Below are 24,716 nucleotides of genomic sequence, written 5' to 3'. Positions count from 1 at the left end.
CATCCGACATGCCCATGATCGCCATCGCCGATGATCTGTTCCAGGCCGCCAGGGCCGCCCGCCTGAATGCCCATGCCCCCTATTCCGGGTTCAAGGTCGGGGCGGCCATCCGCTCTGAAAGCGGGCGCATCCATGCCGGCTGCAATGTGGAGAACGCGGCCTATCCGCAGGGCCAATGCGCAGAGGCGACGGCCATCGGCCTGATGATTGCCTCGGGCGACCGCACGATCATCGAACTGGTGGTGGTGGGCGGGGAGGCCGGATCGGGCGTGATGTGCACGCCCTGCGGCGGCTGCCGCCAGCGCATCCGCGAATTTGCCGCCGGCCCCGATACGCCCATCCATGTCTTTGATGCCGGCGCTTTCCGCCAGAGCTTCACGCTGGGGCAGTTGCTGCCCTTCAGCTTCGGCCCCGACAATCTGGGTTTCTAAGCAAATGACACATAATTTCGATAGCGGAATAGATTCCGCCGCCATTGCCCGCCGTTGCCTGCCGCTGCTGGACCTGACCAGCCTGAACGACACGGATGATGCCGCCAGTACGGTGGTTCTCTGCGCCAAGGCGGTGAATCCTGTGGGCAATGTCGCCGCTGTCTGCCTCTGGCCAAGCTTTGTTTCGCAGGCAAAACAGATTCTGGCTGGCACAGGCGTGAAGGTGGCGACCGTGGTGAATTTCCCCGGCGGCAGTTTCGGTGCCGAAAAGGTGGCGGCCCAGATCGCCGGTGCCCTGGCCGACGGGGCCGATGAGATCGATGTGGTGATGAACTATGCCGATGTGATGATGGGCGACGGCCGCCGCGCGGCCGAGCATCTCGCCGCCTGCCGGGTGGCCTGTGGTGAGACGACGATGAAGGTGATCCTGGAAAGCGGGTCACTGGCCAAGCCGGTTTTCATTGAACGGGCCGCCGCCATTGCCGTGGCGGCGGGGGCGGATTTCCTGAAGACCTCCACCGGCAAGGTGCCGGCGGGGGCCACGCCCAGTGCCGCCCGCATCATGCTGGAAGCGGCCAAGGGGGCGGACCGCCGCGTCGGCTTCAAGGCGTCGGGCGGTATCCGCGATCTGGAAACGGCGGCCGAATATCTGGCCCTGGCGGACCAGATTTGCGGGCCCGGCTGGGTGGGGCCGGACACGTTCCGCTTTGGTGCCTCCGGCCTGCTGGATGCCATTCTGGGCGCGTTGGGCGTGGCCCCCGGCCCGCACGTGGGCAGTGCCGGTTACTGATCCGGGGCGGGTGCGGGGGCGGCCATGCCGCCTGCCACCCGCAACCAGCCGCCAGCCAGCCCGCGTAACTCTGCCGGATGGTGGGTGACATAAAGCATGGGCAGGCGCATTTGATCGTGCAGCCGGGCCAGATAGGGCAGCAGTTCGGCCTTGCGTGCCGCGTCCAAGGCGGCCAGCGGTTCATCCAGCAAGATCAGGCGCGGGGCGGCCAGCAGGGCGCGGCCGATGGCGACCCGCTGCTTTTCCCCGCCCGACAGGTCACGCGGGCGCCGGTCCAGCAGCGGGCCGATATCCAGCAGGTCGGTAATGTCGGCCAGCGTGGCCGGGGCCGGGTGGCGGGCGAACAGCCTTCCATAGCGCAGGTTCTGCCGCACGCTGAGATGCGGGAACAGCCGCGCTTCCTGAAACACATAGCCGATGCGGCGGCGATGCGGCGGCAGATCCGTTAACGCCACCCCGTCCAGCCGGATATGCCCGGTTGCCGGGCGCAGCAGCCCGGCGATCAGGTTCAACAGCGTCGTCTTGCCGGCCCCGGACGGGCCGGTGATGGCGGTCAGGCCCGGCCCGGCGGCAAAACGGGCGGTGAGGGTGAAGTCCCCGCGCCGATATGTGAGGTCCAGATCAAGCATCCGTCCCCTCCACCCGCCGGCGTACCCGGCGGGCCAGCAGCTCACTGGCCACCAGCGCGATGATGGCAATCGCCGCCGATACCAGCGTCAGCCGCAGCGCCGGCCCATCGCCACCCGGCACCTGCAAATGGCTGTAAATGGCCGATGGCAGCGTCTGGGTGACGCCGGGAATGTTGGACACAAAGGTGATGGTGGCCCCGAATTCCCCCAACGCCTTGGCAAAGCACAGGATGGCGCCGGCCACCACGCCGGGCAGGGCCAGCGGCAGGGTGACGGTGGCGAACACGGCCCAGGGCGGGGCCCCCAGGGTGCCGGCGGCCTGTTCCAGCCTTGTATCCACCGCCTCCAGCGACAGGCGGATGGCCCGTACCAGCAGGGGAAAGGCCATGACGGCACAGGCCAGCACCGCCCCGGTCCAGTTAAAGGCCAGCACGATGCCAATTTCCGCCAACAGCTTGCCCAAAGGCCCCTGCCGCCCGAACAGGATCAACAGGATATAGCCGGTGACGACCGGCGGCAGCACCAGCGGCAGGTGCACCAACCCATCCAGCAGGATACGCCCCGGAAAGGGCCGTCGTGCCAGCAGCCAGGCCACCGCCACACCGGGCGGCAGGCTGACCAGGGTGGCCCAGGCGGCCACCTTCAGCGACAGCGCAATCGCCGTCCATTCCTCTGCTGTGAACCAGTCCGCCAAGGCTTATCCTAATCTCCCTTGATCGTGACCGATCAAGGGAGATTTCGTGTTCCCTCAATCGCCGGGCGCCCGCATCCGCGGGCTTGGCTTGCGGCGCATGGGCGCCGGGCCAGCGGTCGCTGGCCTCCAAGGGGCATGAGACATGCCCCTTGGCCTTATTTCACCAGAACCGTGAATCCCTGTTCCTCAAAATGCCGTCGCGCGGCGGGGCTGGAAAGGAATTCCAGCAGCTTGGCTGCCCCGCCCCGGCTGCTGGCCAGCAGGGCGGCCGGATATTCGATGGGGGCGTGGCTGCCGGCCGGGAAGGTGGCGACGATGGAAACCCCCGGTTCGGCCCGCGCATCGCTGAGATAAACGATGCCGGCCGGTGCCTCCCCCCGCGCCACCAGGGCCAGGGCGGCGCGGACATTCTCCGCCTGGGCGATGCGGCCCTGCACCTTGTCCCACAGGCCCAGCTTGGTCAGCGCCGCCTTGCCATATTTGCCGGCGGGTACGCCGGCGGTATCGGCCATGGCCAGCTTGCCATCGGCACCCAGCAGGGCGGGCAGGTCGGCAATGGTGCCGGGCTTGGCCCCGGCCCTGGCCACCAGCACCAACTGATTGCCCAGCAGCGTCACCCGGCTTTCCGGGCGGATCAGGTTCTGCTTGGCCAGATGGTCCATCCAGTCCTGATCGGCGGAAATGAACATATCCGCCGGTGCCCCCGCCGCAATCTGCTTGGCCAGGGCAGAGGAGGCGGCATAGGAGACGCTGGCCGCCGGCCCGCCCTTGGCCTTGTAATCGGTCAGGGCATTGTCCAGCGCCGTCTTCAGGCTGGCGGCGGCAAAGACGGTGACCGGCCGTTCCTGCGCCAGGCCGGGGGCGGGCGACAGCAGCAGCAGCAATCCGGCCAGCAGGCCGGTAATCACGGGGCGGCGGAGAAGCGACATGGCAGGCAGCATCCTGGCGATGGGGGGGTCGTTATGTCTATCAGGATATAGCGTGAAAGGGCCGGGGGCGCCACCCTGGAACACGGCCTTGGGGTCAGTTCGCCTACCTCACAAGGATTTCTTCGCCTGTTGGGCCTTTGCAGCCTATATTCCTGCGCATCGGTGGCCCGGTTGTCAGGGCGGGGCTGCCGGGGTGTCCCTGACAGGGCCGGTTATTCCACCGGCCGGGGCGCTGGATACATGCCCATGGAGATTGACGTGACGCATTTTTCCCCGTCCCTCGGCCGCCTGTCGTTCCGGCGGGCTGTGGCCCTGCCCTTCATGGCGGCGGCCCTGATTTTTGGTGATGTCTCCGTGGCGCTGGCCCAACGCGGCGCGCCGGAAAGCTTTGCGCCGCTGGCGGAAAAAAGTCTGCCGGCGGTGGTGAACATCTCCACCTCGCAGACGATCCAGGCCAAGCCGGGCGGGCGCTCCCCCATCCCGATGCCGGAATTCCCGCCCGGTTCCCCGTTCGAGGAATTCTTCAAGGATTTCTATGAACGCCAGCAGCAGAACCAGGGCAAGCCGCGCCGTGCCCAGTCGCTGGGCTCCGGCTTCATCATTGACGCCAGCGGCTATATCGTCACCAACAACCATGTGATTGAGGGTGCCGACGAGATCACCGTCGTCTTTCAGGATGCCGACCATACGGAGTTGAAGGCCAAGCTGATCGGCACCGACAAGGAGACCGATCTGGCCCTGCTGAAGGTCGAATCCAAGCAGAAGCTGACCGCCCTGAAATGGGGCAACAGCGATGAATTGAAGGTGGGCGACTGGGTGGTGGCCATCGGCAACCCGTTCGGCCTGGGCGGCACGGTCACCGCCGGCATCATTTCCGCCCGCGCCCGTGATATCGGCGCCGGCCGCTTCGATGATTTTCTGCAGACCGACGCCGCCATCAACCAGGGCAATTCCGGTGGCCCGCTGGTGAATGTGCAGGGTGAGATTGTCGGCATCAATACCGCCATTTTCAGCCGCACCGGCGACAGTGTGGGCATCGGCTTTGCTATCCCCGCCAACATGGCCCGCACCGTGATCGAGGAACTGCGCAAGGGCGGCAAGGTGCGGCGCGGCTGGCTGGGCGTGCAGATCCAGAGCGTGACGCCCGCCATCGCCGAAAGCATGGGCCTGCCCAATGACAAGGGCGCCCTGGTCGGCACCGTCAGCGATGGCAGCCCCGCCGCTGCCGCCGGCCTGAAGCCGGGCGACGTGATCCTCAGCTTCGATGGCAAGGATGTGGCCAATAACCGCGCCCTGCCGCGCATGGTGGCCGAAACCCCCGTGGGCAAGAAGGTGACGGTCGCCATCTCCCGCAAGGGGGTGAAGCAGAATGTCACCGTCACCCTGGCCGAACTGCCGGCCAGCGTCGTGGACCCGGAGGCGGCAGAGGAAGAGGAACAGGCCAAGCCCGACGCCAAGGCCCAGCAGACCCAGGTGGAAGCGCTGGGCCTGACCCTGTCGCCGGTGACGCCGGCCCTGCGCCGTCAGTATGAACTGGCGGAGGATGCCAAGGGCGTGGTCATCACCAAGGTTGCCCCCGGCAGCGCCTCCCAGGCCCGCCAGTTGCGGCCGGGCGATCTGGTGCTGGAGGTCAGCCAGCAGGCGGTGGCAACGCCGGCCGATGTGCAGGCCAAGGTGGATGCCGCCCGCAAGGCCGGCCAGAAGGCCGTGCTGCTGCTGCTGGACCGCAAGGGCGAACAGCAGTTCCTGGCTTTGCCGCTGGAAGCGGAAAAATAATACCAACCCGCCGAAAGGTTGACCTTTCGGCGGGTTGGAGGCCGGCGACCGCCGGCCTGCGGGCTCGTGCCCGCGTAAGCCAAGGCGGCGGATGCCGCCGCCCGGCGCATGAGGGGACACAAGATCTCCCTGAATCAGTCACGATCAAGGGAGATTGGTATAATTGCGGGATAGTTCTTCCCGCATTCTGGGACAGGCCCGGCGACACCCCCGTCGCCGGGCCGTTTTTTTGCCTTAATGCCAGCGGCCAAATGGGGTTGCCGGGTGTTTATCCGGCACTGGTGTCGCGCCGGAGCATTTCAAGGGGAAAAAGAATCGGCGAAAGGAGTGTCAGAGCTGCGATTCAGCCCTTCCAACCGGGCCGGTTCATTTCATATGATCCTTCAGGATACCCGGGGATTTTAAGTGATTGTTGAGCATCATGGCTGATCATGACAAGCACGGGAATGAGGGGACCGTGACGGGCGTGGTCGTAAAGGCCAAGCCCAAGACGAAAAAACCCTCGATGTACAAGGTGTTGATGCTGAACGACGACTACACTCCCATGGAGTTTGTGGTCGACGTGCTGGAACGGTTCTTCAACAAGAACCGGGACGAGGCGACGCGGATCATGTTGCAGGTTCATCGCCGTGGCGTCGGCGTCTGTGGTGTGTTCACCTATGAGGTGGCGGAAACCAAAGTGACGCAGGTCATGGATTTCGCCCGCCAGCACCAGCATCCTCTGCAATGTACACTGGAGAAGGATTAGCGCCTCATGCTGTCGCGTAATCTCGAACAGACGCTGCACCGGGCTCTCGGCAACGCCAACCAGCGGCGTCACGAGTACGCAACCCTGGAGCATCTTCTTCTGGCGCTGACCGAGGATCAGGACGCATTGGCCGTCCTTCGGGCCTGCGGCGTGGAAATCGCCAAGCTGCGCGCCGAACTGATCGAATATCTCGACAGCGAGCTATCGAACCTTGTCACCAGCCGGTCGGAGGATGCCAAACCCACCGCCGGCTTCCAGCGCGTGCTGCAACGCGCTGCCATTCATGTACAAAGCTCCGGCCGGGAGGAAGTGACGGGCGCCAATGTGCTGGTCGCCCTGTTCTCCGAGCGCGAGAGCCATGCCGTCTATTTCCTGCAGGAGCAGGAAATGACGCGCTTCGACGCGGTCAATTACATCTCTCACGGCATCGCCAAAGCCCCTGGACGCGCAGAGACCAAGCGCGTTTCCGGCGCCGACGATGACGCCCAGGCGGAGAAGGTCGTGAAGAAAGGCACTGAAGCGCTTGAAGCCTATTGCGTCAACCTCAACAAGAAAGCCGCCGGTGGCAAGATCGACCCGCTGATCGGCCGGGAGCAGGAGGTGGAGCGGACGATCCAGATCCTCTGCCGCCGCTCCAAGAACAACCCGCTCTATGTCGGCGATCCCGGCGTCGGCAAGACGGCCATCGCCGAAGGGCTGGCCCGCCGCATCGTCCATGGCGAAGTGCCCGACGTGCTGAAAAATGCCGTCATCTTCGGGCTGGACATGGGCTCCCTGCTGGCCGGCACCCGCTATCGCGGTGATTTCGAGGAACGGTTGAAGGCCGTCGTCTCGGAGCTGGAGGCGTTGGAAGGTTCCATCCTGTTCATCGATGAAATCCACACCGTCATCGGCGCCGGCGCCACCAGCGGCGGGGCGATGGATGCCAGCAACCTGCTGAAGCCGGCTTTGGCGTCGGGCGCGCTGCGCTGTATCGGCAGCACCACCTACAAGGAATATCGCTCCTATTTTGAGAAGGACCGCGCGCTGGTGCGGCGCTTCCAGAAGATCGACGTCAATGAGCCGTCGATCGAGGATGCGATCAAGATCCTGGAAGGGATCAAGACCTATTACGAGTCGTACCACAAGATCCGCTACACCAAGGATGCCATCCGCTCGGCGGTGGAGCTGTCGGCCAAATATATCGGTGATCGCAAGCTGCCCGACAAAGCCATCGATGTGATCGATGAGGTGGGGGCCGCCCAGGCGCTGATCCCGGAAAGCCGGCGCAAGAAGACCATCACCCAGAAGGATGTGGAAGCGGTGGTGGCCAAGATCGCCCGCATCCCGCCCAAATCCATCAGCCGCGACGATAAGGAGACGCTGCTGAACCTGGAACGTGACCTGAAGACCATGGTTTTCGGGCAGAACCCGGCCATCGAGGCGCTGGTCTCGGCCATCAAGCTGGCCCGGGCCGGCCTGCGCGATGCGGAAAAGCCGATTGGCAATTACCTGTTCTCCGGCCCCACCGGCGTCGGCAAGACGGAGGTGGCCAAGCAGCTTTCCCGCACGCTGGGGATTGAGCTGGTCCGCTTCGACATGTCCGAATATATGGAGCGCCACACGATCAGCCGGCTGATCGGTGCCCCGCCGGGCTATGTCGGTTTCGATCAGGGCGGCCTGCTGACCGACGCCATCGACCAGCATCCGCATTGCGTGCTGCTGCTGGATGAGATCGAGAAGGCGCATCCTGACCTGTATAATATCCTTCTGCAGGTCATGGATCATGGCAAGCTGACGGACCATAACGGCAAGATTGTCGATTTCCGCAACGTCATCCTGATCATGACCACCAATGCCGGCGCTGCCGACATGGCCAAACCCGCCATCGGTTTCGGCCGGGAAGCGCGGGTGGGTGAGGATAAGGAAGCGATCAACAAGGCGTTCTCGCCGGAATTCCGCAACCGCCTGGATGCGATCATCCCCTTCAGCAATCTGGGGCCGGAGACGGTGACCCGGGTGGTGGACAAGTTCATCATGGAGCTGGAGGCCCAGCTTTCCGACCGTGGCGTGACCATCGACCTGTCGGACGATGCCCGCGAATGGCTGGCCAAGGAAGGCTATGATCCGGTGATGGGGGCCCGTCCGCTGGCCCGCACCATCCAGGAGCATGTGAAGAAGCCGCTGGCGGAGGAACTGTTGTTCGGCCGCCTGTCCAAGGGCGGGGCCGTGCGGGTGGTGCTGAACAAAGAAGGCAAGGGCCTGTCCTTCGACTATGCCGAGCCTAAGGGCGGCAAGCAGGAGGACAAGGTGGAAGAACTGGTGGATTGATGATCCAGCGGTTTCCAACCTGATGCATAGAAGCCCGCCGGGGGAACCCGGCGGGCTTTTCTTTTAGCCATATGGGAACGGAAATTGATGACCGACCTGACCATCCGCCCCGCCACCACCGCCGACGCCCCTGCCATCTGGCACATTATCGGCCCGACCATACGGGCCGGGGAGACCTATGCGCTGGACCCGGAGATGGGGGAGGGCGACGCGCTGGCCTATTGGCTGGGGCCGGATAAGGAAACGTTTGTTGCCGTGGCGCCGGATGGGCAGGTGGTGGGCACCTATTTCATCCGTCCCAACCAGGCCGGCGGCGGGCGCCATATCTGCAATTGCGGCTACATGACCGCTGCGGCGGCCACCGGGCGCGGGGTGGCCAGGGCCATGTGTCTGCATTCCCTGGACCATGCCAGACAGCGCGGTTATCGCGGGATGCAGTTCAATTTTGTGGTCAGCAGCAACACCCGCGCGGTCGCCCTGTGGCAGGCGCTGGGCTTTACCATTGTCGGGCGTCTGCCGCTGGTCTTCCAGCATCCCCGCCTGGGCTATGTTGATGCGCTGGTGATGTTCCAGCCGCTGACCGACGCTTAGGAGATGGCAAAGCCCCGCGCCGGATCATCCGCCGACCGCTGCAGCCAGTTGCTGGCCGGGTAGTCGCAGGCGCCATCCACGACATGGATCGTATAGGCATGGCGGGAATGCGGGGAGCGGTTGGGGCCGGACAGGTGCGGCAGCAAGCCATGCAGCAGGATCAGTGTGCCCTGTTTGGCCGGCAGCGGCACATAGCCATTGTCCGCCGTACAGTCGGGCCAGGGGCTGGCATCCAGCACATCCATGCGCACGCCACCCTGGCCATCGCGGGAGAAACGCTTTTTCAGCCCGTCCCGGTGCCCGCCGGGCAGCGCCCACATGCAGCCATTTTCCAGCGTGGCATCCTGCACCGCGAACCACAGGCCCACCACGCTCATCGGTTCGGTATAAAGGAAGGTGCTGTCCTGGTGGCACACCACCTCCCCACCGATATGGGGCTGCTTGAAAATATACATGGACTGCATCAGCAGCGGCCGGGCCATGCCGATATCGGCCGTAATGGAAGCCAGACGCGGGTCGCGGGAAAACTGGCTGAACACCGGGTCGCGGTCATGCAGGGCATGGCCGATCTTGTTGATCGACAGGGATTTTTCCTGGCGCAGATGCCCGGCCGCGTCAAACGCCTCCTCCTCAAAGAAGAAGCGGATTTGATCACCGGACGACAGGAAATAATCGTCGCTGGTCTTCTGCTGGTTGACGGTGGAGAAGACCGAGGCATGGGCTGCCGCGTCGAACCCCGCCACCAGCCGCCCCGCCTGATCCATCAGCGCCCGGCAGTCCGCCGGATCGGCAAAACCTTCCAGCAGCAGGAAACCATCGCGGTGATAGGCATCGATCTGGGCTTGGGTCAGGAAGGACATCGGCGGCAGGTCCGTTTGGGGGTGGTGCTCTCTGGCTTTTACCGCCCCGGCCTTGCCTGCCGCAATCCCTGTCAGCCCGGCACCCGCCAGACATCGGTGACACGGACCTCCCGGTCCTCCAACTCCCGCGTCGTCGGCACGGCGTAGCTGGCCATCTTTTCCAGCCCCTGGGCGGGCAGATAGGCGCGGCCCGGATCGCCCAGCAGCACCAGGGTGCCGCCGGCGGCCAGCCGGCGCAGCCAGCCAAGTGCTGCTTCGGCAAAAGGGCGCTCGTAACAGATATCGCCGGCCAGCACGATATCGATGCCGGGCAAATCCTGGCCGATAATGTTGGCGACATCCGCCGTCACCGTCACGCCATTGGCCGCTGCATTCAGATATGTCGCCTCCACGGCGAACGGGTCGATCTCCACCGCGCGGACGGCGGCGGCACCCGCCTGCAGGGCGGCGATGGCGATCAGGCCGCTGCCGGCGGCGAAATCCAGCACATGGCGACCGGCCACCAGATCGGGCTGGTCCAGGATCAACCGCGCCACGGCCTGCCCCCCGGCCCAGGGAAAGGCCCAGAAGGGCGGGGGCACGCCCTGGCGTTCCAGCCAATCTTCCGTGGCCTGCCAGATGGGGGTGATTTCGGTTGCCTGATACAGGCTGATATCGGGGAGCAGGGGGCCGACAGGGGCCAGGGCCGTATGGGAACGGATGAAATCAGTACGCTCAGCGGCGGTTATCGGGCGCAAAATCGGCCAATCTCAGCATCTGGTGCTGCATCTGGGGCTTGGGCAGGCTGTTGAACTGTATCCCGCCACTGCCGCCACCGCCATGGCTGCCGGGCGGCATGGCGGCGATACCGGCCATGATGGCGATCAGCAGGGTCCAGCCGGTGAAACGGGCGGCGCGGAAGGTGGACAGGCTGTCCGCCGGGTCATCCATCTCCCACCCACGCACCTGCACCAGCATCAGCCCGGCCGTGGCGGCCAGCGGCACCAGCACGGTCCAGCCCATGGTCAACGGCGTCAGCGCCAGCACCCACAGGCAAAAGGCCCCGGCATAGAAGCCCCCCACCCAGCGCCGCGAATCGGCGGCGAACAGGCGGGCGGTGGATTTGATGCCGACCTGTTCATCATCCCGCCGGTCCTGGTGGGCATAAACCGTGTCATAGCCCAGCGTCCAGAGGATGCCACCAGCATAAAGCAACAGGGCCGGCCAATCGATGCTGCCCCGCACGGCGGCCCAGCCCAGCAGGGCGCCCCAGTTGAAGGTCAGGCCCAGAAACGCCTGCGGCCACCATGTCACCCGCTTCATCAACGGGTAGAGGCCGACCAGGATCAGCGAGGCCGCCCCCAGCAGGATGGAGAACAGGTTCAGTTGCACCAGGATCAGCAGCCCGACCAGGCATTGCGCGCCCAAGAACAGGAAGGCCTGCAACAGGCTGACCTGACCGCTGGGGATGGGGCGCACGCGGGTGCGCTCCACCTGGGCATCCAGCTTATGGTCGATGATATCATTGATGGTGCAGCCGGCCCCGCGCATCACCACGGCACCGATCCCGAACAGGGCCATCAGCCAGAAATCCGGCCAGGAACCGGCGGGGGCGGCCAGGGCGATGGACCACCAGCAGGGCAGCAGCAGCAGCCAGGTGCCGATGGGCCGGTCCAGCCGGGCCAGCCGGGCATAGGGGCGCAAGGTCGCCGGCAACAGCCGGTCGATCCAGTCCCCCCTGCGAATATCGGTATGGCCGCCAGTCTGGCGCGGAATATCGGTCATGATGGCGCGCATCCTACCCCCGATGCGCCGCAGAGGCAAAGGTGCAACCGTTTGCCGGAACCGGCGTTAACCGAATTGGTGGCATTTGTCGCCGGGGCTGGTGTGGTGGGGGCGGGCGGTCTATCTCTGTCAGCCGGATTTCCCCACCTGCCCGGTGCCCATGACCCAGGACCAGCCGCTGCCCCGTACCCGCCTGTTCATCGATGCGCCGCTGTCGGCGGGTGCGTCGGCCCCGCTGGATGGGGGGCGGGCGCATTATCTGCGCGCGGTGCTGCGCCAGGGGCCGGGGGATGGGGTGTTGGCCTTCAACGGGCGGGATGGCGAATTTCTGGCCCGGATTGAGACGCTGGGCAAATCCGCCGGTACGCTGACGGTGGAACGCCAGACAAGGCCGGCCCCGTCTGACCCTGCCGGCGGCCCCTGGCTGGCCTTTGCGCCGCTGAAGGGCGGTCGCACGGAATATGTGGTGGAAAAGGCGGTGGAACTGGGCGTTTCCCGGCTGATCCCCGTCTTCACCCGCCGGGGCGATGTCGGCCGTGTCAATCTGGAGCGGCTGCGCGCCAACGCGGTGGAAGCTGCCGAACAATGCGAACGGCTGACCGTGCCCGATGTGGCGGAGCCGGTGGAACTGGCAAAGCTGCTGTCCGGCTGGGACGAAGGCCGCCGCCTCTATCTGGCGGCGGAAAGCGGGGCGGCGCAACCGCTGGTGACCGCCATCACAGCGCAGGCCACCCTGCCCGCCGCATTCCTGGTGGGACCGGAGGGGGGCTTCGATCCGACGGAACTGGCGCTGCTGCACCGCATGGCTTTTGTGGTGCCGATTGGCCTGGGTCCGCGTATTCTGCGCGCCGATACGGCGGCCTTTGCCGTGCTTTCCGCCTGGCAGGCGGTGGCCGGTGACTGGCAGCAGGGCGGACAGGATGCCCGCCCGCCCAACCGGGCTTGAGTTTTCTGCAGGGGCTTCCCAGCCCCTGTTCGTGGCGTTGTTTCTGGTCTTCGTCTTTGCCCTTAAGGATATTCATTCATGTCCGCACCCCCGTCTTCACGCGGCGCGCCCATCACCGACCGCCGGCAACTGGTCGAATATCTGGAAAGCGGCTGCAAACCCGCTGTCGATTGGCGCATCGGGACGGAGCATGAGAAATTTGTCTTCCGGCTGGATGACAAGTCCCCAGTCCCTTATGCGGGGGCGGGCGGCATCGGCGCCATTCTGGGCGAGTTTGAGCGCCGATTCGGCTGGGAACCGGTGCGCGAGGGGGAAAACACCATCGCGCTGACCAAGGGCATGGCCAATATCAGCCTGGAACCGGGCGGACAGTTCGAGCTGTCGGGCGCGCCGCTGCACACCATCCATGAAACCTGTGCGGAGGTGGGCCAGCATCTGGCCGAGGTGCGCGCCATCGGGCGCGACCTGGGTTTCGGGATGCTGGGGCTGGGCTTCAACCCGAAATGGAAGCGGGCTGACATCCCCTGGATGCCCAAGGGCCGCTACAAGATCATGCGCGAATATATGCCCAAGCGCGGCGGCTTGGGCCTGGACATGATGACCCGCACCTGCACGGTGCAGGTGAACCTGGATTTCGCCTCCGAAGCGGACATGGTGAAGAAGTTCCGCGTGTCGCTGGCCTTGCAGCCCATCGCCACGGCCCTGTTCGCCGCCAGCCCCTTTACGGAGGGCAAGCCCAACGGCTTCCAGTCCTTCCGTTCGCATATCTGGACCGACACCGACCCCGACCGCACCGGCGACCTGCCTTTCGTGTTCGAGGATGGATTCGGGTTCGAGCGCTATGTGGATTATGCGTTGGATGTGCCGATGTATTTTGCCTACCGCGATGGGCAGTATCTAGATGCGTCCGGCCTGTCCTTCCGCGATTTCCTGGATGGCCGCCTGTCCATCCTGCCGGGCGAATTGCCGCTGATGACGGACTGGTCGGACCATATGACCACCATGTTCCCGGAAGTGCGGCTGAAGAAATATCTGGAAATGCGCGGGGCCGATGCCGGCCCCTGGGGCCGGCTCTGTGCCCTGCCGGCGCTGTGGGTGGGCTTGCTGTATGACAGTACCGCGCTGGATGCCGCCTGGGATCTGGTGAAGGGGTGGAGTCACGAAGATCGTGCGGGCCTGCGGCGTGATGTGCCGCGTCTGGGCCTGGATACCCCCTTCCAGGGCGGCACGCTGCGGCCCGTGGCCCGCCAGGTGGTGGAGATCGCGCGGGAGGGCTTGCGCAACCGCGCCCGCACCGCCGGCATGGGCGATGATGAAAGCCATTTCATCGAACCGCTGGTCGCCATCGCTGAAACCGGCCGCACCCTGGCAGCGGAGCTGCTGGAACGGTACGAGACGGAGTGGGCGCATTCCGTCGATCCGTTGTACGACGCCTACGCCTATTGACCCTGGTTGTTGTAATGATGGCGGGCACCGTCAATGGTTGTGATGCCATTGCCGTGCCCGCCATCTTTGCATAGAATAAAGGCAGCTTAGGTCTGGGAGGTGGGCGCCGGTGTCGACGCAGAGATGGGGGCGCTTTGTCGACCCCGCGATGGAACGGGATTTCCGCCTCTCCGTTATGGCCCGCGAGGTGCGGGGCCTGCGCATCAATCTGATTGCGCTGATGGTGCTGCGCCTGCTGCCGATGACGCTGGATTTTTATTACATGCCCCAGGGCATGGTGCTGGGCGTCTATCTGCCGCTGCGGCTGGCCCTCTTCCCCTTTCTCATCTTCATCCTGCTGCTGCCGGTGCGGCCCTCCACCTATAATCTGCGGCATGGCTGCATCATGGTGGTGCTGTCCTATATGTGGCTGCTGACGGCCACGCCGCCCTTATGGGTGGATGTGATGGGGGTGGGCGTCACCGTCGCCTTCTTCATCTCTGTCGTGGTGCTGATGAACTATCTGTTCCTGCCCACGCGCTGGACCTGGATGCTGGCCTGGGGGATCACGGCCAGCATCCTCTATGTCGTTGTGATCATGCCCTTTTCCGGGGCGACAGCGTTCCAGATCCAGATTGCCGTGGTCATGCATATGCTGGCCAATATTTTCGGTGCCTTTACCGCCCACGAACTGGCGACTGTCCGCCGGGCGGAGTTTCTGCGCCATCGCCAGCTGGAGGAGGCGAATGAGGAGCTGCGCCGGCGGGAAGCCATCATCGCCGACCAGCGCGACCAGCTGGCGGCCCAGGTGGAAGAGCTGGGGGACGCGCATCGCCAGCTGATCGAAACCAAGGACAGTCTGGTGCAGGCGGAAAAGATGGCCAGCCTGGGCGGTCTGGTGGCCGGTGTGGCGCATGAGCTGAACACGCCGATGGGCATCGCCCTGACCGCCGGTACCCATCTGCGCGACAGCCTGCAGGGGCTGGATCAGGCGGTGGCGGAAGGAAGGCTGACCCGCAGCCGGCTGAGCGAATATCAGGAGACCTTGCGCGACAGTACCGACCTGATCCTGTCCAATGTCAGCCGGGCCGCCGGGCTGGTGCAGAGCTTCAAACAGGTGGCGGTGGATCAGGCCAGTGCCGAACGCCGCCTGTTCCCGCTCGGCCCCTATATTGATGAGGTTCTGCACAGTCTCGCCCCGCGCCTGCGCAAGGAACCGCATGAGCTGCTGGTGGATTGCGATCCGGGGCTGGTGATGGACAGCTATCCCGGTGCCCTGTCACAGGTGCTGACGAACCTGCTGCTGAATGCGCTGGTCCACGCCTTTCCGGGGGGGCGGGTCGGGTTGATCAGCATCCAGGCCCGGCCGCTGCCGGGCAATCAGCTGGAACTGATCTTTGCCGATAATGGCAAAGGGGTGCCGCCCCAGCATCTGGACCGGTTGTTTGACCCGTTCTTTACCACCAATCGCGCCCAGGGCGGCAGCGGGCTGGGGCTGCACATTGTCTATAATCTGGTGACTCAGACGCTGGGGGGCAGCATCCGTGTTCGCTCCACCCTGGGGGAGGGCACCTGCTTCGCCCTGACATTGCCGCGTGCCGTGGCGGGTGATTCAACAACCCCGGTTGAAGATGTAACAGGTTGATAGACCCGCTTCTGCTGCTGGCAGAGGTTGCGCCTTCTATTGCCGCCGCCAGCCGCTGCGTTTAAATTGGGAAGGGCCGCGCGGCGGCCGGGCAAAGGGCCGGGAACAACTGGCCCTCATCCGAGGCGAGGTTCCGGGCGCGATGCAGAAATGGGGCACATTCGCGGACCACGCCCTGGAGCGTGATTTCCGCCAGTCGATCATGGGGCAGGAGGTGCGCACCCTGCGCATGAACCTGCTGGCCCTGATGTTCTTCTATCTGATGCCGCTGGCGCTGGATTTCGTCTATCTGCCGCGGGAAACCATTTTCAACCTGTTCCTGCCGCTCCGGCTGGGGGTCTATGTCACGATCCTGGCGGTGATGCTGATCCCGGTGCGCAATGCCACCTATGGCCTGCGCCATGCTGCTACCCTGTTCCTGCTCTCCTATATCTGGGGGATGACCGCGATGGTCGCACTCTGGGTGGAACGGCAGGATGTCGGCTTCACGGTCAGCTTCTTTGTCATGATCGTGGTGCTGATGAATTACCTGTTCCTGCCCACGCGCTGGCTGTGGATGGTGGGCTGGGGGGTGGCGGCCAGTGCCATCTATCTCTGGCTGGTCATGCCATATAGCGGGGCCACCACCTCGCAGATCAAGACGGCCATGGTGATGCAGACCTTGGCCAATATTTTCGGGGCTGTCACCGCCTATCAGCTGGCTACGCTGCGCCGGTCGGAATTCCACCGCCGCCGGGAGCAGGAGGTGGAGCGGCGGCGGCTGGAGGAAGCCAATATTGAGCTGCTGCACCGGGAAACCATCATCGCCCTGCAGCGCGACCAGCTGGCCCGCAAGGTGGAGGAGCTGGAGGAGGCGCAGCGCCAGCTGATCGAAACCAAGGACAGTCTGGTGCAGGCGGAAAAGATGGCCAGCCTGGGCGGGCTGGTGGCCGGCGTGGCGCATGAGCTGAACACGCCGATGGGCATTGCCGTCACCGCCAGCACCCATCTGCGCGATTGTGTGGATGGGCTGGATCAGGCGGTGGCGGGCAATCGGCTGACCCGCAGCCAGCTGGCCGAGTACCAGCAGACCCTGCGGGAAACGGCAACCCTGATTCTGTCCAATGTCGCCCGCGCGGCCGGGCTGGTGCAGAGCTTCAAGCAGGTGGCGGTGGATCAGGCCAGTGCCGAACGCCGGCCGTTCGAGCTGGGTGCCTATATCGAGGAACTTTTGTTGAGCCTGGCGCCGCGCCTGCGCCAGGAGCCGCACCAGATCAGCGTGGGCTGCCCGCCGGGCCTGATGATGGACAGCTATCCCGGTGCGCTGTCACAAATCCTTACCAATCTGCTGATCAATGCCCTGATCCATGCCTTCCCCGACGGGAGGGCCGGCAATATCAGTATCCATGTCCGCATGGCGGGCGATGATCTGGTGGAGCTGGTCTTTGCCGATGATGGAAGGGGGGTGCCGCCCGAACATCAGGACCGCCTGTTCGACCCGTTCTTCACCACCAACCGCGCCCATGGTGGCAGCGGGCTGGGGCTGCATATCGTCTATAATCTGGTGACCCAGTCCCTGCGCGGCAGCATCCGGCTGCAATCCCAGCCGGGGCAGGGCACGCGCTTCATCCTGACCTTTCCCCGACGTGCGGCGGAACCGGCGCGCATGGCCGGGTAAAGGTCAATTTTCCAGCCGCCAGACATCCTTGATATGGCGGGGCAGGCGGCGGGGCAGCACCACCATCAGGTCAAAACGGATGGCGTGATGGCCCAGATGCGGCCGCCGTGCCACGAAATGGCTGATGGCGGCATGGCGGCGGCGCCAACTTGTCTGCGGCAGGGCCGCCAGCGCCTGGGGCAGGCTGGCCCTAGCCTTCACTTCCACCACCGCCAACACGCGGCCCTTGGCGGCGATGATATCGATCTCCCCCACCGGCAGGCGCAGGCGGGTGGCCAGGATGCGATAGCCTTTCAGCCACAGCACCAGCCGGCAGGCCAGTTCGGCCAGCCGGCCCAGCCGTTCCGCCCGGCGGCGGTCGATGCGGTTACGGGTTTTTCCCACGGCCTCCCGTCCCCAGTTCGAGCGCGCGCGCATAGACGGATTTTTTCGCCTGGCCGGTGATGGTGGCGACATGGGCGGCGGCGTCCCGCACGCTCATCCCGCCGGACAGGGCCTGGGTCAGCAGGCTGTCCAGGTCGGCGGCATCGGTGGCGGCGGCATCGGCGGCGGGCGGGCCGACAACGACGACAACCTCCCCCTTGGGCGGGCCGTTTTCGGTGTAATGGGCGGCCAGCTCGGCCACCGGGCCGCGCCGCACCTCCTCAAACATCTTGGTCAGTTCCCGCGCCACGGCAACCTCGCGGCTGCCCAGGGTGGCGGCGACATCGCCCAGCATCTCCGCCAGACGCTGCGCCGATTCGTAGAAGATCAGCGTCGCCTGCAGGGTGCGGAACTCTTCCAGCATGGTCCGCCGGGCGGCGGATTTGGGCGGCGGGAACCCGGCGAACAGGAAACGGTCGCTGGGCAGGCCCGACAGCACCAGCGCCGTCAGGGCGGCATTGGCGCCGGGCAGATGGGTGACGGGCAGCCCCTGGTCACGGGCATCGCGCACCAGCTTGAAGCCCGGATCACTGACCAGGGGCGTGCCGGCATCCGACACCAGGGCGATGGCCTGCCCCTCGGCCACGCGTGCCAGCAACTGCGGCCGCATCTTTGCCGCATTATGGTCGTGATAAGGAACAAGCCGGGTGGCAATGCCATATCGGCGCATCAGCTTTCCGGTGACGCGGGTATCTTCGCAGGCGATGGCATCGACGCCGCGCAACAGTGCCAGCGCACGCAGCGTTATGTCGCCGGCATTGCCGATAGGGGTGGCGACGATGTAAAGGCCCGGTGCCGGTTTACGGATCGGGCCGGTCCCGCTACCTTCGCCCGGCACGGGGAATTCCTCCCCGTCGGTATCGTCAAGGTCGTTCGGTTCGGTATCGGGGACATCGTCCATGGCGTGGTTTTCAAGCAGGAAGGGGTTCGGGATGGCAGCGCAGAAACGGCACCGCATGGCAAAGACGCTGGCGGCGCTGGCCCTGACCGCCGGCATACTGGCGGGATGCGCCAGTCCAAGCACGGTAACGGCCCCACCCCCGCCACCGCAAGCCCCGGTCGTCGCAGCCCCGCCCCCCGTGGTGGTGGCGCCCCCGCCCGCGCCGGTGGCCACCGCGGCCCCCATGCCCCAGGATGACAAGGTGCGGGTGGCGCTGCTGCTGCCGCTGTCCGGCGCCAGCGCTGCCATCGGGCAGAGCATGTTGGATGCGGCCCAGATGGCCCTGTTCGATCTGGGCGATGACAAGTTCGTGCTGATGCCGCGCGACAGCAAGGGGGAGCCGGCCGCCGCCGCTGCCGCTGCCAAGGGCGCCATTGATGAAGGGGCCAGCCTGATTCTGGGGCCGCTGTTCGCACCCCAGGCCAGTGCGGTGAAGCCGGTGGCGGCTCAGGCCGGCCGGCCGGTGCCGGTGGTCAGCTTCTCCTCTGACTGGAATGTCGCCGGTGGCGGCCTCTGGGTACTGGGTTTCCAGCCACAGGAACAGGTGCGCCGCGTCGTCAACATGGCGGCCGGTCGGGGGGCGCTGCGCTTCGGCTTGCTGGCCCCCTCCACCCCCTATGGCGATGCCACGCTGAAGGCGCTGACGGAGGCCACCGCCGCCGTGGGCGGGCAGGTGACGCGGGTGGAACGCTATGCCCCCGGCACCCCGGACATGACCAGCGTGGTGCGCCGCCTGTCCAATTATGATGGGCGCAAGGCGGCGCTGGCTTCCGAACGGTCGCGCCTGCACGGGTCCGGCGATGCGGAGTCGCAGACGGCCCTGCGCCGGCTTTCCAATGCCGACACGTTCGGGGAAATGCCCTTCGATGCCGTGCTGATTGCCGAGGGCGGCACCAAGCTGCGGGAAATCGCCTCCCTGTTCCCGTTCTTCGACATTGATCCGGCCCCGGGCCGCCTGCTGGGCACTGGCCTGTGGGATGAAGGCGGGCTGGGCCGGGAGCCGGCCTTGATCGGCGGCTGGTATGCCGCCCCGCCATCGGAAGGTCGCCAGGCCTTCGAACAGCGCTTCCAGCAGCTTTACGGCTATAAGCCGCACCGTCTGGCCACGCTGGCCTATGATGCCACGGCCCTGGCGGCCGTGCTGGCCAAGGCCGGCGGGCGGGATGGCTTTGATCAGGCGGCCCTGACCAATCCCAACGGCTTTGCCGGGGTGGAAGGGATTTTCCGCCTGCTGCCGGCCGGCGTTTCCGAACGTGGGCTGGCGGTGATGGAGGTGACGCGCACCGGGTCCACTCTGGTCGATCCCGCCCCCACCAGCTTCCAGCCCACGCCGTCTTCCTGATCGGGGGCAACCATGGACCTGCTGGTCGATCAGGCGCCTGACGGCAGCTATCAGCTATTCTGGCCGGGTGGCCGGGCGCGCTGTGCCGTGGGGCGCAATGGCATCCGCGCCGACAAGCGGGAAGGGGATGGGGCCACGCCGGTCGGGGCCTTTGCCCTGCGTCAGGTCTTCTACCGCGCCGACCGGCTGCCCCGGCCACAGACGGGCCTGCCCATCGCCGCCATCCGGCCGGAGGATGGCTGGTGCGATGATCCCGCCCACCCGGATTATAACCGCCCGGTGACGCTGCCCTTCGCCGCCTCGCATGAGGAAATGTGGCTTGCGGACCATGTCTACGACATCGTGGTGGTGCTGGGGCACAATGACGATCCGCCGGTGCCGGGCCTGGGCAGTGCCGTCTTCCTGCATCTGGCCCGGCCCGGCTATGAGGGCACGGCCGGCTGTGTGGCGGTGACCCTGCCCGACATGCTGTCGCTGCTGCGGCTGGCCCGGCCGGGGGATCGGCTGGTGGTGATCGGGTAACCAACCCCCCTTTGAAACCGGGGCTGTGGCGTGCCATATCGGGGGGCAACCATTGCACAACCGGAGGGGGCGATGCCCGACAGCCTGAATGCCGCCGATCTGGGCCCGATGCCGGCCTGGGACTTGTCCGATCTTTATGCCGGGCCCGACAGCCCGGCCCTGAAGGCCGATCTGGATCAGGCGGAGAAGGACGGTATTGCCTTTGCCAAACAGTATGAAGGCAAGCTGGCCAAGCTGTCCGGCGCCGATCTGGCCAAGGCCATCGCTGCCTATGAGCGGCTGGACGAGGTGCTGTCCAAGATCATGTCCTATGCCGGCCTGCTCTATGCCGGCAACATGGCCGACCCGGCCATCGGTCGCTTCTACCAGGGCATGAGCGAGCGGGTGACGGCCATTTCCGTCCACCTGCTGTTCTTCACGCTGGAGATCAACCGGCTGGAAGAGCATGAAATTCAGGCCAAGCTGCGCGACAAGAATCTCGCCGCCTACGGCCCCTTCCTGCGCGATACCCGCGTTTTCCGCCCGCATCAGCTTTCCGATGAGGTGGAAAAGCTGCTACATGAAAAGCATGTGGCGGGCCGGGCGGCCTGGACGCGGCTGTTCGATGAACATCTGGCCGATCTGCGCTTCCCCGTGCGGGACAAGGAACTGACCTCGGCCGAAGCGCTCAACCTGCTCTCCTCCACCGATCCGGCCTTGCGGCGGGAGGCGGCGCAGGCGCTGGGCGAGGTACTGGGGAAGAACCAGCGTATCTTCGCCCATATCACCAACACGCTGATCAAGGATAAGGAGATCGAGGATCGCTGGCGCTCCTACGCCCAGCCCTGGTCGGCGCGCAACATGGGCAACCATGTGGAAGACGTGGTGGTGGATGCGCTGCTCTCGTCGGTGCGTGAGGCATATCCCCGTCTCTCCCACCGTTATTATGCGCTGAAGGCCAAATGGTTCGGCCAGGACAAGCTGGATTATTGGGACCGCAACGCGCCCCTGCCGGGCGATGATGATGCCAAGATCAGCTGGGAAGAGGCGAAGAACATCGTCGCCAAGGCCTATGGCCGCTTCTCCCCGGAAATGGCGGAAATCGGGCAGAAATTCTTCGATAATCCCTGGATCGACGTGCCGCCGCGTCCCGGCAAGAATCCCGGTGCCTTTGCCCACCCGGTGGTGCCGTCCGCCCATCCTTACCTGCTGCTGAACTATATGGGCCGCACGCGCGATGTGATGACGCTGGCGCATGAATTGGGCCATGGCGTGCATCAGTATCTCTGCCGCGCCCAGGGGCATTTGCAGGCCTCCACGCCGCTGACGCTGGCCGAAACTGCCTCGGTCTTCGGGGAGATGCTGACCTTCCGCTCCCTGCTGGACAGCACCAGCGACCCCGCCGCCCGCAAGCGCCTGCTGGCCGGCAAGGTGGAGGATATGATCAACACGGTGGTCCGCCAGATCGCCTTTTATCAGTTCGAGCGCAAGCTGCACACTGAACGCCGGGAAGGCGAATTGTCCGCCGAGCGGATCGCCGATATCTGGATGGAGGTGCAGACCGAAAGCTTAGGCCCGGCCTTCCGCTGGGAAGACAGCTATCGCCCCTACTGGACCTATATCGGGCATTTCGTGCATTCGCCCTTCTATGTCTACGCCTATGCTTTTGGCGATTGCCTGGTGAACAGCCTTTATGCGGCGTACCAGGAAGCCGCGGCCCAGGGGCAGGGGGCGGATTTTGCGCAGAAATATATCAAGATGCTCTCCGCCGCCGGCACCCTGCACCATGGCGACCTGCTGGCCCCGTTCGGCCTGGACCTGAAAGACCCGTCTTTCTGGAACAAGGGCCTGGGCCTGCTGGAAAGCTTCATCGACGAGCTGGAACGGCTCTGATGTGAAAAACCCCCGGATCGGCGGCGGCCGGTCCGGGGGGATACGTTGCCAACTAACCGTCACCCATGCTGCGGCCGATAGGCGCTAACTTGGCCCCTTGAAATAACGTGCCTTCCCCGCGAAAGCGGGGATCTAGGGGCCACAAGAACCAACGCTTGTGTACCGTTGGCCCCTGGATCCCCGCTTTCGCGGGGAAGGCAGGGAGGTGAGAACCCCTCACTTAGCGCCTATGGACCTGTGCCAGCGTCAGGGTAAAGATACAGGGGTGACGGTAGAGTAAAAGGCACGAAAAGCCCCCCTTACCCCGCCGCGGCCCCCATCGGCTTGGCCAGCGCCACGTCCAGGTAATCGTCCACGATCCGGCCCAGATCTTCCGATTTCTCGGTGAAGAAATGGTTGGCGCCTTCAACCCGGCGGTAATCGATCTTGATGTCCTTCTGGGAGGACAGCTTGTTCACCAGCCGCGTCACCGACGCCTCCGGCACCAGCTCGTCCCGGTCGCCATGCACGATCAGGCCAGAGGCGGGGCAGGGGGCCAGGAAGCTGAAATCGAACATGTTGGCCGGCGGGGCCACGGACAGGAACCCATCCAGCTCCGGCCGGCGCATCAGCAGCTGCATCCCGATCCAGGCACCGAAGCTGAACCCGCCGATCCAGCAGGAACTGGCATTGGGGTTATAGGTCTGCAGCCAGTCCAGCGCGCTGGCGGCATCGGCCAATTCGCCCTCACCCCGGTCATAGGTGCCCTGGCTGCGGCCCACGCCGCGGAAATTGAAACGCAGGGCAGAGAAGCCGCGCTTGGTGAAGGCGTGGAACATCGTATAGACGATGCGATTATTCATCGTCCCGCCATGCTGCGGATGCGGGTGCAACAGCAGCGCCACCGGCGCATTGGGTACCTTGCTATGCGAATAGCGGCCTTCCAGACGGCCTGCGGGGCCGTTCATGATCACATCAGGCATTCTTCACCGGTCCCGGTCAGGCATGAGGCACGACAGCAAGGTGGGCCGCCCCAGCGAACGCCCCCGCCGCCAGCTTGACCGGCTTTGGTGCATTCTATAGGACTGCCCTTGGGCGGAAGGTCCGTCGGTGCGCCGGTTTTGCCGTCGTTGCCGGATGCCGGCAACGGGCCAAAACCACGCCCCGCCGTCCCTGGGGGCTGTGCCGGTGCCATATCGGCAACGGAACGGGCGCGGACTATACCACAGCGGACATATTCGTGTTCAAGCCTCTTCGTAAAACATCTCTTTACTACTGGACGAACAGGGGCCGGAGAGCCGGATGACGGGCTTTTATCTGGATTGGAACGCCACCGCCCCGCTGCGCCCCCAGGCGCGCGTCGCCATGCTGGCAGCCATGGACCATGTGGGCAACCCATCCTCCATCCACGCCTTTGGCCGCCGCGCCCGCCGTTTTGTGGAAGATGCGCGCGAACAGGTGGCGGAGCTGGTCGGGGTGAACCCTGCCGATATCACCTTCACAGGCGGCGGAACAGAGGCCAATAACCAGGCCCTGGCACTGGCCGCCGCCCATGGCCGCCGCATCCTGGTGGGGGCGACCGAACATGCCTCCGTGCTGGAGGCGGCACCCGGTGCCGTGCGGGTGCCGGTGGATGGCGATGGGCTGATCGACCGCGCGGCGCTGGTGCGGCTTTTGGCCGCCGATCCCACGCCGGCCCTGGTCAGCATCCAGGCGGTGAACAGCGAAACCGGGGTGGTGCAGCCCATGGTGGAGCTGGCCACTCTGGTACATGACCAGGGCGGCTGGCTGCACAGCGATGCGGTGCAGGCGGTGGGGCGGCTGCCGGTGGATATGGGCGATTGGGGGGCCGATCTGCTGACGCTGTCGGCCCACAAGATCGGCGGGCCGCAGGGGGTGGGGGCGCTGGTGGCCCATCCCGGCATCCCGCTGGCCCCGCTGCTGAAGGGCGGCGGGCAGGAACGGCGGATGCGGGCGGGCACGGAAAATGTCGCCGGCATTGCCGGTTTTGGCGCGGCGGCAGCGGCGGCGCTGGCAGGGCTGGATGAATATGCCGGTTTAACCCGGCTGCGTGACCGGCTGGAAACGGCGGTACGCGAACGGCACCCGCCGGTGCTGATCCCCGGTGCCGGCGCGCCGCGCGTGGCCAATACCAGCTGCATCGTGCTGCCCGGCGCACCGGCCAATGGCCAGTTGATGGCGTTCGATCTGGCGCGGGTGGCCGTGTCGGCGGGGTCCGCCTGTTCCAGCGGCAAGGTGAAATCCTCCCACGTCCTGATGGCCATGGGGCTGGGGGAGGATCTGGCCGGCTGCGCCATTCGGGTGTCGCTGGGCTGGGACAGCACGGGCGAGGAAGTCGATCGTTTCCTGGAAAGCTGGTCCCGCATTGCCGCCCGCGTACCGCGTTAATATATGATCCCCACGGCGAACCGTGTTGATCATG

The 24,716-nt window shown here is 65.5% G+C and carries 23 protein-coding genes; 14 read left to right on the top strand and 9 right to left on the bottom strand.

Features of this window, described 5'->3' with window-relative positions; translation table 11 throughout:
• Positions 1-8 precede the first annotated feature (8 nt).
• Complete coding sequence (gene cdd, locus CHB97_RS09175) at positions 9-431, top strand: cytidine deaminase (RefSeq protein WP_200819881.1); 423 nt, start codon at positions 9-11, stop codon at positions 429-431.
• A 4-nt stretch (positions 432-435) separates the two neighbouring features.
• On the top strand, positions 436-1,221 hold the full coding sequence (gene deoC / locus CHB97_RS09170; RefSeq protein ID WP_089287652.1) for a deoxyribose-phosphate aldolase: 786 nt from the start codon (positions 436-438) through the stop codon (positions 1,219-1,221).
• Here deoC and CHB97_RS09165 read toward each other — a convergent pair.
• The 3 genes from CHB97_RS09165 to modA all read right to left on the bottom strand — a co-directional run bounded on the left by CHB97_RS09165 (position 1,215) and on the right by modA (position 3,473).
• Entirely contained in the window at positions 1,215-1,850 is a 636-nt protein-coding gene (locus CHB97_RS09165) for a molybdenum ABC transporter ATP-binding protein (RefSeq protein WP_089287651.1), read from the bottom strand. The genes deoC and CHB97_RS09165 overlap by 7 nt on opposite strands.
• On the bottom strand, positions 1,843-2,544 hold the full coding sequence (gene modB, locus CHB97_RS09160; RefSeq protein ID WP_089287650.1) for a molybdate ABC transporter permease subunit: 702 nt from the start codon (positions 2,542-2,544) through the stop codon (positions 1,843-1,845). The genes CHB97_RS09165 and modB overlap by 8 nt, the downstream gene beginning before the upstream one ends.
• 155 nt (positions 2,545-2,699) lie before the next feature.
• Complete coding sequence (gene modA / locus CHB97_RS09155; RefSeq protein WP_089287649.1) at positions 2,700-3,473, bottom strand: molybdate ABC transporter substrate-binding protein; 774 nt, start codon at positions 3,471-3,473, stop codon at positions 2,700-2,702.
• Positions 3,474-3,719: 246 nt separating this feature from the next.
• Here modA and CHB97_RS09150 point away from each other — a divergent pair, with 246 nt between their 5' ends.
• The 4 genes from CHB97_RS09150 to CHB97_RS09135 all read left to right on the top strand — a co-directional run bounded on the left by CHB97_RS09150 (position 3,720) and on the right by CHB97_RS09135 (position 8,898).
• Entirely contained in the window at positions 3,720-5,249 is a 1,530-nt protein-coding gene (locus CHB97_RS09150; RefSeq protein ID WP_244559471.1) for a DegQ family serine endoprotease, read from the top strand.
• A gap of 421 nt (positions 5,250-5,670) precedes the next feature.
• Positions 5,671-5,997 carry an ATP-dependent Clp protease adapter ClpS gene (gene clpS, locus CHB97_RS09145; protein ID WP_089287647.1) on the top strand — a complete coding sequence of 109 codons (327 nt, stop codon included), beginning with the start codon at positions 5,671-5,673 and terminating at the stop codon, positions 5,995-5,997.
• 6 nt (positions 5,998-6,003) lie between these two features.
• Complete coding sequence (gene clpA / locus CHB97_RS09140; RefSeq protein WP_089287646.1) at positions 6,004-8,307, top strand: ATP-dependent Clp protease ATP-binding subunit ClpA; 2,304 nt, start codon at positions 6,004-6,006, stop codon at positions 8,305-8,307.
• A gap of 87 nt (positions 8,308-8,394) precedes the next feature.
• Positions 8,395-8,898: a GNAT family N-acetyltransferase gene (locus tag CHB97_RS09135; RefSeq protein WP_244559470.1), complete on the top strand. Its 504-nt coding sequence runs from the start codon at positions 8,395-8,397 to the stop codon at positions 8,896-8,898.
• On the opposite strand, the gene CHB97_RS09130 is transcribed toward CHB97_RS09135, so the two are convergent.
• The 3 genes from CHB97_RS09130 to ubiA all read right to left on the bottom strand — a co-directional run bounded on the left by CHB97_RS09130 (position 8,895) and on the right by ubiA (position 11,522).
• Positions 8,895-9,758 carry a phytanoyl-CoA dioxygenase family protein gene (locus CHB97_RS09130; protein WP_089287645.1) on the bottom strand — a complete coding sequence of 288 codons (864 nt, stop codon included), beginning with the start codon at positions 9,756-9,758 and terminating at the stop codon, positions 8,895-8,897. The genes CHB97_RS09135 and CHB97_RS09130 overlap by 4 nt on opposite strands.
• Positions 9,759-9,829: 71 nt before the next feature.
• Positions 9,830-10,486 (bottom strand): 50S ribosomal protein L11 methyltransferase, encoded by a 657-nt coding sequence (locus CHB97_RS09125; RefSeq protein WP_089287761.1) that lies wholly within the window; start codon positions 10,484-10,486, stop codon positions 9,830-9,832.
• Entirely contained in the window at positions 10,473-11,522 is a 1,050-nt protein-coding gene (gene ubiA / locus CHB97_RS09120; RefSeq protein ID WP_200819872.1) for a 4-hydroxybenzoate octaprenyltransferase, read from the bottom strand. The genes CHB97_RS09125 and ubiA overlap by 14 nt, the downstream gene beginning before the upstream one ends.
• 85 nt (positions 11,523-11,607) lie before the next feature.
• Between ubiA and CHB97_RS09115 the strand changes: the two genes are divergently transcribed.
• The 4 genes from CHB97_RS09115 (at position 11,608) to CHB97_RS09100 (ending at position 17,195) form a co-directional block, all read left to right on the top strand.
• Positions 11,608-12,468, top strand: coding sequence for a 16S rRNA (uracil(1498)-N(3))-methyltransferase (locus CHB97_RS09115; protein ID WP_371332995.1), 861 nt, complete (start codon positions 11,608-11,610; stop codon positions 12,466-12,468).
• A gap of 78 nt (positions 12,469-12,546) precedes the next feature.
• Entirely contained in the window at positions 12,547-13,914 is a 1,368-nt protein-coding gene (locus CHB97_RS09110; RefSeq protein ID WP_089287643.1) for a glutamate--cysteine ligase, read from the top strand.
• A gap of 109 nt (positions 13,915-14,023) precedes the next feature.
• The gene (locus CHB97_RS09105; protein WP_244559468.1) at positions 14,024-15,538 is read left to right on the top strand and encodes a sensor histidine kinase; all 1,515 of its coding nucleotides are present in this window, start codon (positions 14,024-14,026) and stop codon (positions 15,536-15,538) included.
• Between the two features lie 142 nt (positions 15,539-15,680).
• Positions 15,681-17,195, top strand: a complete 1,515-nt coding sequence (locus CHB97_RS09100; RefSeq protein ID WP_089287642.1) for a sensor histidine kinase — start codon at positions 15,681-15,683, stop codon at positions 17,193-17,195.
• Between the two features lie 3 nt (positions 17,196-17,198).
• On the opposite strand, the gene CHB97_RS09095 is transcribed toward CHB97_RS09100, so the two are convergent.
• Together CHB97_RS09095 and rsmI are read right to left on the bottom strand one after the other, a co-directional pair.
• Positions 17,199-17,579 (bottom strand): YraN family protein, encoded by a 381-nt coding sequence (locus tag CHB97_RS09095; protein WP_089287641.1) that lies wholly within the window; start codon positions 17,577-17,579, stop codon positions 17,199-17,201.
• Positions 17,563-18,519, bottom strand: a complete 957-nt coding sequence (rsmI, locus tag CHB97_RS09090; RefSeq protein ID WP_089287640.1) for a 16S rRNA (cytidine(1402)-2'-O)-methyltransferase — start codon at positions 18,517-18,519, stop codon at positions 17,563-17,565. The genes CHB97_RS09095 and rsmI overlap by 17 nt, the downstream gene beginning before the upstream one ends.
• A gap of 31 nt (positions 18,520-18,550) precedes the next feature.
• On the opposite strand from rsmI, the gene CHB97_RS09085 reads away from it, so the two are divergent.
• From CHB97_RS09085 to CHB97_RS09075, 3 genes are all read left to right on the top strand, one after another.
• Positions 18,551-19,900: a penicillin-binding protein activator gene (locus CHB97_RS09085; RefSeq protein ID WP_244559467.1), complete on the top strand. Its 1,350-nt coding sequence runs from the start codon at positions 18,551-18,553 to the stop codon at positions 19,898-19,900.
• 12 nt (positions 19,901-19,912) lie between these two features.
• On the top strand, positions 19,913-20,422 hold the full coding sequence (locus CHB97_RS09080; RefSeq protein WP_089287639.1) for a L,D-transpeptidase: 510 nt from the start codon (positions 19,913-19,915) through the stop codon (positions 20,420-20,422).
• Between the two features lie 72 nt (positions 20,423-20,494).
• Complete coding sequence (locus tag CHB97_RS09075) at positions 20,495-22,294, top strand: M3 family oligoendopeptidase (protein ID WP_089287638.1); 1,800 nt, start codon at positions 20,495-20,497, stop codon at positions 22,292-22,294.
• A 299-nt stretch (positions 22,295-22,593) separates the two neighbouring features.
• On the opposite strand, the gene CHB97_RS09070 is transcribed toward CHB97_RS09075, so the two are convergent.
• Positions 22,594-23,256, bottom strand: coding sequence for an alpha/beta hydrolase (locus CHB97_RS09070; RefSeq protein WP_089287637.1), 663 nt, complete (start codon positions 23,254-23,256; stop codon positions 22,594-22,596).
• Positions 23,257-23,575: 319 nt separating this feature from the next.
• On the opposite strand from CHB97_RS09070, the gene CHB97_RS09065 reads away from it, so the two are divergent.
• A complete protein-coding gene (locus CHB97_RS09065) occupies positions 23,576-24,682 on the top strand; it encodes a cysteine desulfurase family protein (RefSeq protein WP_089287636.1) in 1,107 nt (368 codons plus the stop codon).
• Positions 24,683-24,716: the final 34 nt, after the last annotated feature.

The organism is Azospirillum sp. RU38E (genome assembly GCF_900188385.1).
Taxonomy (GTDB): domain Bacteria; phylum Pseudomonadota; class Alphaproteobacteria; order Azospirillales; family Azospirillaceae; genus Niveispirillum.
Note: the sequence above shows the minus strand (reverse complement) of the source record. Positions and strands in the feature narration are given on the sequence as shown.